This window comes from Streptomyces sp. NPDC127106, assembly GCF_042677605.1.
Lineage (GTDB): Bacteria > Actinomycetota > Actinomycetes > Streptomycetales > Streptomycetaceae > Streptomyces.
The window spans coordinates 55,249-68,106 of record NZ_JBHXTC010000015.1; the positions used below are offsets into that span (position 1 = coordinate 55,249).

Below are 12,858 nucleotides of genomic sequence, written 5' to 3' on the forward strand. Positions count from 1 at the left end.
CGCGGCTGCAATGGGGGGCATGACCTCCTCCCGACCCTCCTGGTGGGCCCTCGGCTGGCTGTGCGCGGCCGCCTGGGCACTGTCGTTCCCGCTGGTGTCCACGCTCGACACGCACCGGCTGTGGGGGTGGTGCGCGGCCGCCGGATACCTCGGCGCCGCCTGCGCCACCGGGTTGCGGCGGCCCCGCGCCGCCCTTCCGCTCGCGCTGGCCGGAGCGGTCGTGGTGCCGCTGCTGTACCTGGTGTGGACCGGGCAGGGCCAGTCGGAGGTCGCCGTCATCGAACGGTCCGGTCGTCTGCTGCTGGAGTCCGGCAGCCCGTACGTCGACCGTCCCGGCCGGGTCGAGGAGTACACCCCGTACCTGCCCGGCATGGCGCTGTTCGGGATACCGCGGGCGGTGCTCGGGGAATCGGGCTGGCTGCCCCGACTGCTCGGGGACGCCAGGATCTGGTGCGCCGCCGCGCTGCTCGGCGGGATGTGCGGCGGGCGACGGTTGCTCGGCGAACGCAGCCCCGGACGTGGCGGGTTGGTGCTGCTGCTGGTCGCCTCTCCGGTGGTGGCGCTGCCGCTCGCGGTGAGCGGGGTGGACCTGCCGCTGGCGGGGCTGTGCTGCCTGGCGCTGGCCGCTGCCGCGAGCGGGCGGCCGGCGCTCGCGGGCGTCGTGCTGGCCGCCGTGTGCGCCGTGAAGTGGACGGCCTGGCCGGCCGTCCCGGTCGCGGTGGCGCTGCTGGCTGCGGCCTACGGGTGGCGTGCGGCCGTGCGGTGCGGGGCGATCGCGGCGGCGGGAACGGCGGTGGCGGTGCTGCCCGCGGCCCTGCTCCAGCCCGCCGAACTGGTCCGGCAGGTGTTCGCGTTCCCGACCGGGCGGGCCGAGGTGGCGACTCCGGCGCGGAGCCCGCTGCCCGGCCGGCTGATCAGCGAACTCGGGCCGTGCGGCTGGTGGGTGACGGTCGCCCTGCTGCTCCTCGGCGGCACGGCGGTGGCCGTGTCCCTGGTGCTGCGGCCGCCGCGGACCGTGGTCGCCGCCGCCGACCGGCTCGCCGTCGGCCTGACGGTGGCGTTCCTGTTCGCCCCCGCCGGGCGGTTCGGCTATCTGGCGTTGCCGGTCGTGCTGGTGCTGTGGGCGCGGTCGGCGGCTCCGGCCGACGCCGTGCCGTTGCCGTCCCGGGTCGTCGCCGGGTCGTCGGTATCGGTGCAGGCGGCGCCGGCGGGACCGTACCGCGCTCCGGCTGGCGGCTGAGCATCCGGCCGGCGGCCCTGCGGGGCGGCCCTGCGGTGGCCCCTCAGCCGGCGGAGCCCCGCAGGTGGGCGAGGACGGCCAGGACCCGCCGGTTGCCCTCCGCCGGATCGAGTTCCAGCTTCATGAAGATGCTGCTCGCGTGCTTCACCACGGCGGCTTCGGTCACGAACAGCCGGGCCGCCACGGCCTGGTTGTTGAGCCCCTCCGCCATCAGCGCCAGCACCTCCCGTTCCCGCGGGGTGAGCCGGCCCAGCGGGTGGTCCGCGGGACGGTGGTTCAGCAGTACGCGGATCACCTCCGGGTCGAGCACCGTCTGCCCGCCGGCCACCCGGTCCAGCGCGTCGAGGAACTCGTCGACCTCGCCGACGCGGTCCTTGAGCAGGTAGCCGAGCCCGCCCGGCGTCCCCGTACGTCCGGTGCCACCCGTACGTCCGGTGCCGCCCGTACGTCCGGTGCCGCCAGTGCCGCCTCCGTCGCCCGCGCTCCCGCCGAACAGCCGCGCCGCGTAGGCCGTCGCCACGTACTGGGACAGCACCAGCACCGGCAACGACGGGTCTGCCGCGCGGAGTTCCAGGACCGCCCGCAGGCCCTCGTCCCGGAAGTCGGGCGGCATCCGTACGTCGGTGACGACCACATCGGGCCGTTCCGCGGCGACGGCCCGCTTCAGCGCGTCCGCGTCGCCGACGGCAGCCGTCACCTCGTGCCCGCTGCGGGACAGGACCTCGGTCAGCCCGGCCCGCAGCAGCACGGAATCCTCGGCCAGGATCAGCCGGAGCACGGCACCTCCACCCGCAGTACGGTCGGCCCGCCCACCGGACTCGACACCACCAGTCTGCCCCGCAGCACGGCCAGCCGGTCCGCCAGCCCCACCAGGCCTGCCCCGGCGGTCGGTTCGGCCCCTCCACGGCCGTCGTCGGTGACCGTGAGGGCCAGCTTCCCGGCCACGATCCCGCCCGCCACCTCCACCCGGCTGGCCCCGCTGTGCTTGGCCGCGTTGGCCAGGGCTTCTGCCACGCAGAAGTAGGCGGTGGCCTCGACCGCGTCGGGTAGCCGCGGCACCCGGTCCAGGTCGGTCGTCACCGGAACCGGGTGCCGCAGTGCGAGCTCCGTGACCGCCGCCGCCAGGCCGTGGTCGGTCAGCACCTGCGGATGGATGCCCCGCACCAGCTCCCGGAGCTGCGCCAGCGCCTGCTTGGCCTCCGCCCGCCCCCGCGCGACCAGTCCGGCCGCGGCCGCCGCCTCGGGCACCCCGCGCAGCTCCCGTTCGGCCAGTCCCAGTGTCATGCTCAGTGCCACCAGCTGCTGCTGGGCGCCGTCGTGCAAGTCCCGTTCGATCCGCCGCCGTTCGGCCTCGAAGGCGTCGACCAGCCGGACCCGGGAGCGGGTCAGCTCCACCACCCGGACGTCTTCCTCGCGCGGCCCGAGCAGGGCCCGTGCCAGCCGCACCTGAGTGCCGGCGACCAGCCCGGCCGCGTACGCTGCCAGCAGCATCCCGAGCAGCCCCGCGGCGGTGCCGCCCAGGGCCTCCAGGGGCCCCGATACCGCGTGCCCGGGGATCAGCATCACCGTTTCCGGGGCCAGGGCCCATACGATCACGGGACTCGCGATCAGCATGACGGAGAAGGCGAGCAGGGCGGTCACCCCGAACCCGGCCGGCCCGAACACCACCGCGAGCAGGGCGGCGTAGCCGAACTCCCGCCAGGTGGCCCGTTCCCGCAGCCGGTTCCGCAGCCGGCTCATCGGCCCGGCCCCGGCCGCCGGGGCGTGCGGGTCCGTGACCCGCCCCGGCTCCACCAGCCGCAGCCGCTGCCGTTCCAGTGCGCCGACGGGTACGGCGGTCAGGACCGCCGCGGTGAGCAGCAACAGCCCGATGCCCAGCCAGGACAACAGCACCCCGGCGACGATCAGCACGGTGAGCACGGCCAGTACCGCCCACCCCACCAGGGCTCCGGAGGCCAGGTGGAGCCAGCAGCGCCACGGCCACGACGAGAGCAGGAACCGTCCGGGTCCGCTCCTCAACACCGTCCCGAGCCGGACGGGCGCGGGGAGTTCGGGCATGTGTACGGTCCTTTGGTGCGGCAGCTGATCCCCTCGTGACCCTACGTCAGGGCACGGCCGCCCAGGGAGCCGCGCAGCAGCGGTGCAGTGCTGGCCCTCCGGACGGGACGAAGCGCCCCAGAGTGCGATCGAGCCACGAAACCGGCCGGAAGTTCACGTCGAACATCAGAGCGGCCGGGTTAGCCTGAAAATGATCTTGCGCGGGCGGAGATCCTGTCGGCGCATCGATGCTTCCTCCAGGGGGACCCATGAAGCTGACCAGGGTTGCACTCGTCCTGACCGCGGGCGCACTGGCTCCGGCCCTGCTCTTCACCACGCCGTCCGTCGCCGCCGAGGCGCCCGCCGGGCCGGCCGCGGTGGCGGCGCCGACCGCGGCCGCGGAGTCGCCGTACGACACCATGTCGGACGACGACCTGCGCGTCGCCGTCGGCCGGATCCTGGCCCGCCCCGGCATCAGCGCCGCCCTGCGTGCGGCGGCCGGCGAGGTCATCGACGGCACTCCGGAGGAGCTGCGGCACTTCGTGACGGTCGGCCAGTACCAGGTCTGACGTCCAAGCGGGGAACCGCACACCGGCGTGACACGGGGACGGGGCCCGCGCCCGAACGGCGCGGGCCCCGTTGCCGCGCGCGCCGACGAACCGTCGTACGGTTCCGGCGGGGAGCAGCAGCCACGCGGCGGCGAGGTCCGTCGCCGGATGTCCCGGAACACGGCTCGCCGAAGCCGAGCAACGGCGGCGATCGTGCCGCGCGAGATGACCACGTCGGCCGGATGAGGGGCACCGTCGAGCCACACCGGGGGACCTCCGGGCCGGACCCCACGCTCCCCTCCCACACGGCGCGCAGACCTCCGCTGCGACGCCGGAGCCGCGGGTCCCGGTCCGGGCGCGTCACTCGGACGGCGCTCACCGGGGGCGGCGCGCCGCGCGGCCGGTCACAGTGTGGGCGCGTCCTGTTTTTTGCTCGGTCGCCGGGAAGGAGCGCGCACGAGCTCCGCCCCGATCGGATGAAAGGAAGACCATCATGCGGAACGACTTCGCCAGCACGGACCAGCCCGAAGAGGCCAGGCGCACCACCCCTCGTCCCGGCCCGGCCGAGAGCGTCCGCCGCAGCACGGAGAACAGGCCGGACCCCTCGGTCGAGGAACACATCGTCCTGGGCGAGGACTGACCCGCCACCGGACGTCCGTTCGGCCGTCCGCCAGACGGCAATGAGCCGTGTCGTCGGGTCTCCTTGATCGTTTGAAGGGGTATGGAGCGCAGCGCTGCCCACATGCGGGCGACCGGACGGACGGCGGCGGGTCTTGTGCTGGCCGTGCTGTGCGCCGCGGGCTGCTCGGCATCACCTCGGCCGGCCCTGCCCGCCTCGGAGCAGGGCCGCAGTGACCTGATCAAAGCCGCCCAGCAGGTACTGGTCGACCGCTGCCTCACCGCGCACGGCGCGGCCGGCCCGCCTCCCCGGGAGGAGGCGCTGTTCGGCACCGACCCTGCCGAACTGTCGATCACACTGGCCACGGGCCACACCGTCCGCACCCACACCGACGGCTGTCTCGCCGAGGCCCACCGCTTCCTCTACGGCGACCAGGCCCGCTGGTTCCGCGCCGAGGTCACCGTCAACAACCTGCGCCCCGAGGCCCAGGCCCGACTCGGCGAGGACCCCGCCTACCGGGAGGCCCTCGCCCGCAGGGCCGCGTGCGAAGACGGGGACACCGACTGCATCCGCAGGACCGGCCTGGAGGAGCTGCGGACCCGACTGGAGCCCGCCCGGCTCGCCCAGGTCCGCGCCGCGCACCGCGAGGAACTCACCACCTACGGCCGGCTGCGTGACCGCGCCCTGCACCGCGCGGCCGACGTGCTGTCCGACCCGTCCACCCCCCACCGGAAAGGCAACGTCTCCTGATGACCCCCAACCCCACGAAGCGCAACAAGCTGCTCACCGCCGCCGCCGCGGCGTTCCTCGTCCTCACCGGCGGCCTGGCGGCCGCCGGTCCGGCCGGGGCGGTGGACTGCCCGAGCGGCGAGTTCTGCGCCTGGGAGCACGCCGACTTCAAGGGGCAGCGCGCCAACTGGAGCGGCGACGACGGCTGGTGGGAGAGCTGGATCGCCGACGAGGACTCCTCCTGGGCCAACCACGGCATCTCCGGTCCCGGCATCAAGGACCACGTGAAGGTGTACTCCCGGGCACATCAGGGCGGGCACATGACCATCTGCCTCACCCCCGGCCAGGAGGTCAACTACAACGGCGCGGCCAACGACAACGGCGACTCGCACACCTGGGCCATGAGCTGCTGAACGCCGTCGCCCCGCTGTCAGTGAGGTCTGGCAGGGTTCGGACATGAGCGGGGGAACACGGGCCGGCAGCGCGTACGTCCTGGAGAAGGCCTACCGCGGCCAGGCCGAGTACAGCGTCCTGTTCGTCTACTCCCGGCGCGATCACGTCCGTGCCCTGCTGCAGGACATGCTCGTCGACAACGATCCGGAGGAGACCGGGCTCCACTTCGACGGCGAGAGCGCCGACTTGTGGCTCGTCGAGCACGGCCACCGCGTGGGGCACGTCGACCTCCACCCGCTGGTCCGGCGCACGGAGGACCGCGAGGTCGTCATCGACTGGGCCGGCTTCGAGGCGGCGGTGCCGGCGGCCCTGTCCGGACCGATGCTGCGCCACGGCGAGGAGCTGGCCCTGCACGACCCGGCCGCGGACTTCCCGTCCGACGGCAGCGATCTGCCCGAGATCTACCCGGACCACGCCATCCGCTACGGAATGCAGGTGTGGGTCGACGGCGAGCTGTCCGACCAGCCCTACGAGGTCTACCGCGACCCGGATCCGGAGCCGCCGGCCGGCTGACTCCCGGGCTCCCGCCGCGCCGGCACTGGCAGCCGTGCGGCAGAGCCACTCCTCCCGGCCGCCGGCGAGTCGGTCGAGCAGTGGCCCGGTCGGCTCCGCTGGCCTACGCCACGCGGCCCGTCCGCCCCGGCCGCGGGTCCGCGGCCAGGAGCGCCCACACGCGCCGCCCGTCCTCACCGACGTCGCTGCCGCAGGTGTGCACGCTCGGCACGGTCGCGAGGTCGCTCAGCAGCTGCTGCTCACCGCGGCCCCCGTCGACGCGGTGGCTGAGCACGAGGACCAGTACGGACCGGTCCTGGTCCGCCAGGTGCACGCTGACCCGCTTCCCGCCGTCCGCGACGACCGCACCGACGAGCAGCCGCATGACCTCGTCCAGGTCGGCCGCGTTCAACTCGCCGTACCCCCAGCCGCGGACCGTGGCCAGGGCCTCCCCGGCAGCCTTCTTCGCCGCCCAGTCGTCCGACCGGTACACCAGCGCGGCCGTCTGCCGGTTCCGCACGGCCAGCCGTGCCCGCTCCCGGGAGGGCGGATTCGGCTGCGTGCCCCGTGGCGGACGCGGCGACTCAACCGGCTGCTCCTGCGGCGGCGGTGACTTCGGCGGCGGTGACTTCGGCGGGTTCGACGGCGGCAGCTTCGGGCCCTTGCCCTCCACGACATCGCTCATGCGGTCACGCTACGCCCCGGGTGCAGGACGTCGAGGCGAAACCAGCGGATTGGACGCCTCCGGGCTACGCTCCGAGCCGGATGCCGTCCACCTGACTCCGCATCACGTACGGCTCGAAGCGCGCTGCGTCGAAAGCCACGACACCCAGGTCGGGCTCCACCCACGGGTCAGTCGTGTGCCTCCTGGAAGATGCGGTCCAGGTGGTGGTGGAGGACGGCGATGGCCGACTCGGGCGTGCGCTGGCCGACGATGATGCTCGTCCCCAGGGTGGCGGTCATGGCGAGCAGGCTGATCGCCTCCGTGCGCGCGTCGATGCCGGGGTCGGCCAGTCCGGATTCCTGCGCCCTGAGGAGCATGCCGGTCACGGCGTCCTCCGCGGCGTTGGGACTGTCGATGAACGGCTGGGCGGCCAGCCCCTCGTCGGTCACCGACAGGATCGCGTACGACGAGTACAGGAGGTGGAAGGTGCGGCTCTCCTCGTCGGTGGGGAGGGAGGCCAGCAGCAGCGCCTCGACGGTCGCGCGCGGCCCCGGGTCGGGGGCGGCGGCGAGGCGCGCGCCGACGCGCGCGGTGTAGCGCTCGGTGAGGTGCTGGAGCCCGTAGAAGAGCAGGTTCTCCTTGGTCTGGAAGTAGTACTGCACGAGCCGCAGTGACACGCCCGCCTCGGCGGCCACGTCGCGCATGCCGACCGCGTGCAGTCCGCGCCGCCCGGCCACGCGGATGAGGGCCTCGGCGATCTGTGCGCGGCGTTCGTCGTGGTCCACGCGTTTCGGCATGTGGTGTCTCCGCCCGTCCTCGGTGCAGCTCGCGCGTCCGGAATCCCCGGAACCCTTTCATGGTACCGCGGTACCAATTTCGTGGTACGGTCGTATTACGAAGAACGGATTCCAGGAGGTACCCCGTGACCGCAACCGCGACGCGACCCCGCGCCCGCCGTGACGTCGGCCGCTACGTCAACGACACCTTGCGCGACCGCTACTTCGCCGCCTCGGACGTCCTCCTCGCGATGGGCGCCCCCATTCGCTCCGAGACGGATGTCGAGACGAGCTTCGGCACCACGCACGTCTACCGGTACGGCCCCGCGGACCCCGCCGCCGAGTCCCGCACCCCGGTGGTCCTGATCCACGGCTCGGGCGGCTGCTCCGCGATGTGGTACCCCAACACCCCCGCGCTCAGCGCCGAACGCCCGGTCTACGCCCTCGACACCCCCGGCGATCCCGGCCGCAGCGTCCACCGCGAGCCGATGTGGCAGCCCGAGCGCGCCGCCCAGTGGCTCGACGAGGCCCTCGACGCGCTCGGCCTCGACCGCGTCCACCTCGTCGGCTCCTCCTACGGCGGCTGGCTCGTCATCAACCAGGCCCACCTCCGGCCCGGCCGGCTCGCCTCGGTCACCGCCCTGGACCCGGGCGGCCTGGAGAAGGTCGGCCTGCGGTTCTTCGTGTGGATCTTCGCCAGCCTCTTCGCCACCTTCGCCCCGAAGGCGCTGCGTCCGGCCCTGGCCGCATGGCTGGAGCAGCCGGTCATCATCGTTCCCGAGCTGCGCTCGTGGATCCACGCGGGCGTGAAGGCCTTCCGGATCCGCCGGCCTGCACCGCTGCCGCTGACCGACGACGAGCTGCGCTCCATACGGACGCCGTTCTATCTGATCATGGGCAAGCGCAGCCTGCTCCTGCGCCCGAAGCGGCAGTTGGAGCGCGTGCCGCGGCTGATCTCCGGCGCCCGCGCCGAGGTCGTCGCGCAGACGGGCCACGGACCGCAGATCGACCACCCCGACGTGATCAACGCCCGGATGCTGAGCTTCATGGAGGACGTCGACTCCCTCGACCCGGCGGCGGCGCGCGGTCCCGTGCAGGCGTAACGGGCAGCGGGCGGGCCTGCGGAGCACGGCGGGCAGCGCCCCGGCCCGTTGGGGTCCCGCGACCCGGAGCCCGCGCCCCGTCCCGGATCGCCGCCGCGGACCCGGCCCTCCCTTCGCAGGCGGGGCACCACCCCAGGCCGTCGCACTCGTGGCAGAGCCCGTGCCCGGCCCGCAGCGTCTCCGGCGTCGTCGACGGTTCGGGCCGCACGTGCGGCCCGGGCCCGCACCGGGCGATGTGCAGGTCCGCCCCTCGTACGGCACCGAGCTCCGATGGGCGGAAACGACAGACGCGGACCCCACGCCCCGCCCCGCAGCACGCCCTTCGCCTCCTGGCCCTCCGCGTCGGGCCCGCTGCCCGCCGGTGTCCTACCGTCGGCGGCGAGCAGGGCGGCCGCACGCACCGCGAGCCCGGGGGGGTACGCGTTCCGCCGTGGCTGCGCCGCGCGGGCCTCCACGCGTGCGATGAACGCGTGGGGGTGGCTGGTGGGGGTCCGTCCCGCCGGCCCCGAACGGGTCGCGGGGCACGGCGAACGCGGGCACCTGCCCTGGCGTCAGCTGCTCGGCGCGCGCCCGCAGGCACCTCCGCACGGCCTCGACCTCCCGTTCGAGCCTCTCCCGCGTGCCCGCGGTCTCTTTCGTGCGGTCCTCCCCGCCGTCTTCGGTCCCTCCGCCCCGTGCTCAGAACGTCGCGACCCCACCGCCCGGTTCCGCCCGGGATCCGCCGGGAGGCCCCCCGGAGGGCGCGCTGATAAAATGATGTTTGTCCCGCTTGGTTCCCGCCCGCGGTTCGGGTCGCCGCGCATGAAGGCTGCGAGGCCGGCATGACGTACTCCCGAAGGGCGGCGCGCACCGTCCGCCGTACGGCTCTCCCCGCCGCCTGCACGGCCCTGCTGATCACGGGCCTCGTCCTGCCGGCGGCCGGCGCCGACCCGGCAGCCCCCTCCGCCGTACCGGCGACGACAGCAGCGGCCACCCCCGACCCCACCCCGTCCGGGCCCGTACTGAAGACCATCGACCCTGCCGCGCTCCGCAACGCCGTGGAAGCCGAGACGGAGAAGATGATGGTTCCCGGTGCCCTCGTCCTGCTCACCACCCCGCAGGGAACCTTCGAGGTGGGCGTCGGCACCACGGAGCTGGACAAGAGCCGGCAGCCCACCGCGGCCGACCACTTCCGGATCGCCTCCAACACCAAGACGATGACCTCGGCGCTGATCCTTCTCCTCGCCCAGGACGGCAAACTCCGGCTGAGCGACCCGGTGTCCGACTACGTCCGGGACGTGCCCAACGGGGAGAACATCACCCTCGCCCAGCTGCTGAAGATGCGCAGCGGGCTGTACAACTACACCGACTCGCCCGAGCTGGCGGCCTCCCTGGACGCCGAACCCGCCGCGGCCCGCACGCCCCGACAGATGCTGGACATCGCCTTCGCCCGGCCCCCGAACTTCCCGCCCGGCACCGCCTACGAGTACAACAACACCAACTACGTGCTCCTGGGCCTGGTCGCCGAGAAGGCGGGCGGCGCCCCGCTGGCCCGGCAGCTACAGGACCGGCTGTACACGCCCCTCGGCCTCGGCCGGACCTCGTTCCCCGCGATCCACGACACGTCCGTCCCCACCCCGTACGGCCACGGCTACATGTACGGCGGAACCACCTACGCCCTCGTCGACCAGCCCTACCCGGCGGACCTCCGGGAAGCAGCCCGCTCGGGAGCGCTGAAGCCGATCGACTACACCCACCAGAACCCCTCCTACGCCGCCGCCCCCGGAGCCGTCATCTCCACCGCGGACGACGCGGCCACCTGGATCCGCTCCCTCACGACCGGCAAGGTCCTCGGCCCCGCGACGCAGCAGCAGTGGCTGGCCAGCCCGCAGCCCGAGGACCCGGCCGCACCCGACGGGCAGAAGTACGGGTACGGCATCGCCCACCAGCGCTTCACCCCGCGGGCCGCGATGTACTACCACGGGGGCGAGCTCCCCGGCTACAACTCCTTCATCGGCCACGACCCGCAGAACGGGGTCACCCTCGTCGTCTGGACGAACCTCACGGTGTCGCTGGACGGCAAGACCACGGCCAACGCCCTGCTGCCCACCATCCTCAACCAGGTCTACACCGGTCTCTCCCTCCCGTCCCCCGGGTGAGGCCGCGGCCCCGAGCCGGCGTCCGGGCGGCGGGGGAGCGGGAAGGCTCCTACAGCGCTTCGTCGGCCGCCCTGTCCATGAACGTCCGCAACGCCTCCAGCTGCCGCCGGACCGCCTCGTCGAACGCGGACCGCGCCCCGCTGCTGCCTGGGCCGCTCGCCGGTCCGGTCGCCCGCCTCGTCCTTCCTCTGCGTCATGACGTACCCGTACCCGCCGGGGTCACGGTTCGATGAGGCCGACGCGGATGGCGTAGCGGGTGAGTTCCAGGCGGTCGTTCAGTCCCAGCTTCTGGAGCATGTTGGCGCGGTGGCGTTCGACCGTTTTCGGGCTGATGACCAGGAGGTCGGCGATCTGCTTGGAGGTGTGGCCCTCGGCGACGAGCTTGAGGACCTCCTCCTCGCGGTCGGTGATCGGCCTGTCGGGCAGCGACGCCCCGGAGCGGGCCCGGTCGAGGTAGCTGCGGATCAGGGCCGACTCCGCGCCCGGGTAGATGAAGGGCTCGTCGCGCAGGGCGGCCCGGCACGCCTCCACCAGGTCGCGGTCGGCGACGGACTTGGGGACGTACCCGTTGGCGCCGACGCGCAGCGCTTCGAAGAAGTACTGCTCGTTGTCGTACATGGTCAGCATCAGGATCCGCAGGCCGGGCCGGATGCGGGCGAGCTCGCGCGCCGCCTGGAGGCCGGTGGTGCGGGGCATGGCGATGTCGAGGACGGCGAGGTCCAGGCCGCAGTCCGCGCGGGCGGCCGCGATGGCCTCCGCGCCGTCACCGGCCTCCGCCACCACCTCCAGGTCGGGTTCGGCGTTCAGGATCAGCCGCACACCGCTCCGTACGAGCGCGTGGTCGTCGACGAGGAGGATCCGGGCAGGCCGGCCGGCGGGTGCAGTCATCGCTCGTTTCCAGGGGTGGGTGCGGGGGCGGGGCCCGCGGGTGGTGTGGTCGGGGCGATGTTCAGGCGGACGCCCGTACCACCGCCGGCAGCGGACTCGATCGCGAGTTCGGCGCCGATGAGCAGGGCGCGTTCCCGCATGCCGCTGATCCCGGCGCCTTCGGGCGCTGTTCCCCGTCCGCGTCCGTCGTCGCGGACGAGCAGGCAGGTTCCGCCGCCCGGCAGCGGCCCCAGCCGCAGCTCCACCCGGGACGCGCCGGCGTGGCGGGCCGCGTTGGTCAGGGCCTCCTGCGCGACCCGGTAGACGACGAGTTCGGTCGCCGGGTCGAGTCCGGGCAGGCCGGGGACGATGTGCACGGCCACCGACAGCCGGTGGGCGGTGAACTCGGAGGCCAGGGAGCGCAGCGCGCTGTGCAGGCCGAGCTCCTCGAGCACGCCGGGCCGCAGCCGCCGCGCGATGCGGCGGATCTCTTCCAGGCTGGCCCGGGTGGTCTCCTGCGCCTGGTGCAGGTCCTCGCGCACGTCCGGCGGTGCGTGTCCGGCGGCGCGCTTGAGCTGCAGGAGGACGGCGGTGAGGGTCTGCCCGATCTCGTCGTGGAGTTCCTGGGCGATGCGCTGCCGTTCGGCCTCCAGAGCGGTCAGGACGCGCCCGCTGCTGGCGGCGCGTTCGGCCTCCAGCCGGTCGAGCATGGCGTTGAAGGTCCCGGTGAGGCGGGCGATCTCGCCCTGCCCGCTGACCCGGGGCCGTTCCCCGGGGTTGAGGAGGTCGGCCGTGGCCATGGCCCGGTTCAGCCTGCCCAGCGGTGCCAGGCCGACGCGGAGCAGGACCGCGTTCAGCACCAGCATCACGACCAGCCCGCAGATCAGGACGATCGCCTCGCCGAAGAGCACCGGCGTGGAGACCGTGACCGGGCCGAACAGCAGGGCGACGCTGAGGACGAGAACGGCCGCGTTCAGCAGGAAGACCCGCCAGTACAGTGACACCGTCCGTCCCCTGCCCTTCCCGGCCTGCCCGATCCTCTTCGGTACCGCTCCCACCTGCGACGGAGCCTGCTGCCCCGCCCCATCCTCGAACGGCCCGGACACCCCTGTCCATCCGTGACGACACCCATATTCCCGCAGCTCACGAGATGGCAGCATGTTCCCGCCGCGGCACGGGATCCTTCCGCAGG

At 73.7% G+C, this 12,858-nt stretch carries 14 protein-coding genes; 8 read left to right on the top strand and 6 right to left on the bottom strand.

Annotation, left to right across the window (positions count from 1 at the left end; genetic code table 11):
• Positions 1 to 19 precede the first annotated feature (19 nt).
• Positions 20 to 1,240: a glycosyltransferase 87 family protein gene (locus ACFVGY_RS15785; RefSeq protein WP_385676812.1), complete on the top strand. Its 1,221-nt coding sequence runs from the start codon at positions 20 to 22 to the stop codon at positions 1,238 to 1,240.
• A gap of 43 nt (positions 1,241 to 1,283) precedes the next feature.
• Here the strand turns inward: ACFVGY_RS15785 and ACFVGY_RS15790 are convergent, their stop codons facing one another.
• Positions 1,284 to 2,018, bottom strand: coding sequence for a DNA-binding response regulator (locus ACFVGY_RS15790; RefSeq protein WP_385676815.1), 735 nt, complete (start codon positions 2,016 to 2,018; stop codon positions 1,284 to 1,286).
• Positions 2,006 to 3,298, bottom strand: a complete 1,293-nt coding sequence (locus ACFVGY_RS15795; protein WP_385676818.1) for a sensor histidine kinase — start codon at positions 3,296 to 3,298, stop codon at positions 2,006 to 2,008. Before ACFVGY_RS15795 ends, ACFVGY_RS15790 begins: the two co-directional genes overlap by 13 nt.
• A gap of 248 nt (positions 3,299 to 3,546) precedes the next feature.
• Here ACFVGY_RS15795 and ACFVGY_RS15800 point away from each other — a divergent pair, with 248 nt between their 5' ends.
• The 5 genes from ACFVGY_RS15800 to ACFVGY_RS15820 all read left to right on the top strand — a co-directional run bounded on the left by ACFVGY_RS15800 (position 3,547) and on the right by ACFVGY_RS15820 (position 6,139).
• Positions 3,547 to 3,846 carry an ALF repeat-containing protein gene (locus ACFVGY_RS15800; protein WP_385676821.1) on the top strand — a complete coding sequence of 100 codons (300 nt, stop codon included), beginning with the start codon at positions 3,547 to 3,549 and terminating at the stop codon, positions 3,844 to 3,846.
• 472 nt (positions 3,847 to 4,318) lie between these two features.
• The gene (locus ACFVGY_RS15805) at positions 4,319 to 4,465 is read left to right on the top strand and encodes a hypothetical protein (RefSeq protein WP_385676823.1); all 147 of its coding nucleotides are present in this window, start codon (positions 4,319 to 4,321) and stop codon (positions 4,463 to 4,465) included.
• An 81-nt stretch (positions 4,466 to 4,546) separates the two neighbouring features.
• Positions 4,547 to 5,194, top strand: a complete 648-nt coding sequence (locus ACFVGY_RS15810) for a hypothetical protein (RefSeq protein ID WP_385676825.1) — start codon at positions 4,547 to 4,549, stop codon at positions 5,192 to 5,194.
• Positions 5,194 to 5,586 (top strand): peptidase inhibitor family I36 protein, encoded by a 393-nt coding sequence (locus ACFVGY_RS15815; protein ID WP_385676828.1) that lies wholly within the window; start codon positions 5,194 to 5,196, stop codon positions 5,584 to 5,586. The genes ACFVGY_RS15810 and ACFVGY_RS15815 overlap by 1 nt, the downstream gene beginning before the upstream one ends.
• 43 nt (positions 5,587 to 5,629) lie before the next feature.
• The gene (locus tag ACFVGY_RS15820; protein ID WP_385676830.1) at positions 5,630 to 6,139 is read left to right on the top strand and encodes a hypothetical protein; all 510 of its coding nucleotides are present in this window, start codon (positions 5,630 to 5,632) and stop codon (positions 6,137 to 6,139) included.
• A 103-nt stretch (positions 6,140 to 6,242) separates the two neighbouring features.
• Here ACFVGY_RS15820 and ACFVGY_RS15825 read toward each other — a convergent pair whose 3' ends face one another.
• Positions 6,243 to 6,803, bottom strand: a complete 561-nt coding sequence (locus tag ACFVGY_RS15825; RefSeq protein WP_385676833.1) for a hypothetical protein — start codon at positions 6,801 to 6,803, stop codon at positions 6,243 to 6,245.
• Positions 6,804 to 6,970: 167 nt separating this feature from the next.
• Positions 6,971 to 7,579 carry a TetR/AcrR family transcriptional regulator gene (locus ACFVGY_RS15830; protein ID WP_385676836.1) on the bottom strand — a complete coding sequence of 203 codons (609 nt, stop codon included), beginning with the start codon at positions 7,577 to 7,579 and terminating at the stop codon, positions 6,971 to 6,973.
• 125 nt (positions 7,580 to 7,704) lie between these two features.
• On the opposite strand from ACFVGY_RS15830, the gene ACFVGY_RS15835 reads away from it, so the two are divergent.
• Together ACFVGY_RS15835 and ACFVGY_RS15840 are read left to right on the top strand one after the other, a co-directional pair.
• The gene (locus ACFVGY_RS15835) at positions 7,705 to 8,661 is read left to right on the top strand and encodes an alpha/beta fold hydrolase (RefSeq protein ID WP_385676839.1); all 957 of its coding nucleotides are present in this window, start codon (positions 7,705 to 7,707) and stop codon (positions 8,659 to 8,661) included.
• Between the two features lie 821 nt (positions 8,662 to 9,482).
• Positions 9,483 to 10,799, top strand: coding sequence for a serine hydrolase domain-containing protein (locus ACFVGY_RS15840; protein ID WP_385676842.1), 1,317 nt, complete (start codon positions 9,483 to 9,485; stop codon positions 10,797 to 10,799).
• 219 nt (positions 10,800 to 11,018) lie between these two features.
• On the opposite strand, the gene ACFVGY_RS15845 is transcribed toward ACFVGY_RS15840, so the two are convergent.
• Together ACFVGY_RS15845 and ACFVGY_RS15850 are read right to left on the bottom strand one after the other, a co-directional pair.
• Positions 11,019 to 11,687, bottom strand: coding sequence for a response regulator (locus ACFVGY_RS15845; protein ID WP_385676845.1), 669 nt, complete (start codon positions 11,685 to 11,687; stop codon positions 11,019 to 11,021).
• Entirely contained in the window at positions 11,684 to 12,670 is a 987-nt protein-coding gene (locus ACFVGY_RS15850) for a HAMP domain-containing sensor histidine kinase (RefSeq protein WP_385676847.1), read from the bottom strand. The genes ACFVGY_RS15845 and ACFVGY_RS15850 overlap by 4 nt, the downstream gene beginning before the upstream one ends.
• Between the last annotated feature and the right edge of the window lie 188 nt (positions 12,671 to 12,858).

Bases quoted from the DNA above. Each gene is read 5' to 3' on its own strand.
- ACFVGY_RS15785 (WP_385676812.1), top strand. From the start codon at position 20: ATGACCTCCTCCCGACCCTCCTGGTGGGCCCTCGGCTGGCTGTGCGCG.
- ACFVGY_RS15795 (WP_385676818.1), bottom strand. From the start codon at position 3,298: ATGCCCGAACTCCCCGCGCCCGTCCGGCTCGGGACGGTGTTGAGGAGC.
- ACFVGY_RS15800 (WP_385676821.1), top strand. From the start codon at position 3,547: ATGAAGCTGACCAGGGTTGCACTCGTCCTGACCGCGGGCGCACTGGCT.
- ACFVGY_RS15805 (WP_385676823.1), top strand. From the start codon at position 4,319: ATGCGGAACGACTTCGCCAGCACGGACCAGCCCGAAGAGGCCAGGCGC.
- ACFVGY_RS15810 (WP_385676825.1), top strand. From the start codon at position 4,547: ATGGAGCGCAGCGCTGCCCACATGCGGGCGACCGGACGGACGGCGGCG.
- ACFVGY_RS15815 (WP_385676828.1), top strand. From the start codon at position 5,194: ATGACCCCCAACCCCACGAAGCGCAACAAGCTGCTCACCGCCGCCGCC.
- ACFVGY_RS15820 (WP_385676830.1), top strand. From the start codon at position 5,630: ATGAGCGGGGGAACACGGGCCGGCAGCGCGTACGTCCTGGAGAAGGCC.
- ACFVGY_RS15825 (WP_385676833.1), bottom strand. From the start codon at position 6,803: ATGAGCGATGTCGTGGAGGGCAAGGGCCCGAAGCTGCCGCCGTCGAAC.
- ACFVGY_RS15830 (WP_385676836.1), bottom strand. From the start codon at position 7,579: ATGCCGAAACGCGTGGACCACGACGAACGCCGCGCACAGATCGCCGAG.
- ACFVGY_RS15840 (WP_385676842.1), top strand. From the start codon at position 9,483: ATGACGTACTCCCGAAGGGCGGCGCGCACCGTCCGCCGTACGGCTCTC.
- ACFVGY_RS15845 (WP_385676845.1), bottom strand. From the start codon at position 11,687: ATGACTGCACCCGCCGGCCGGCCTGCCCGGATCCTCCTCGTCGACGAC.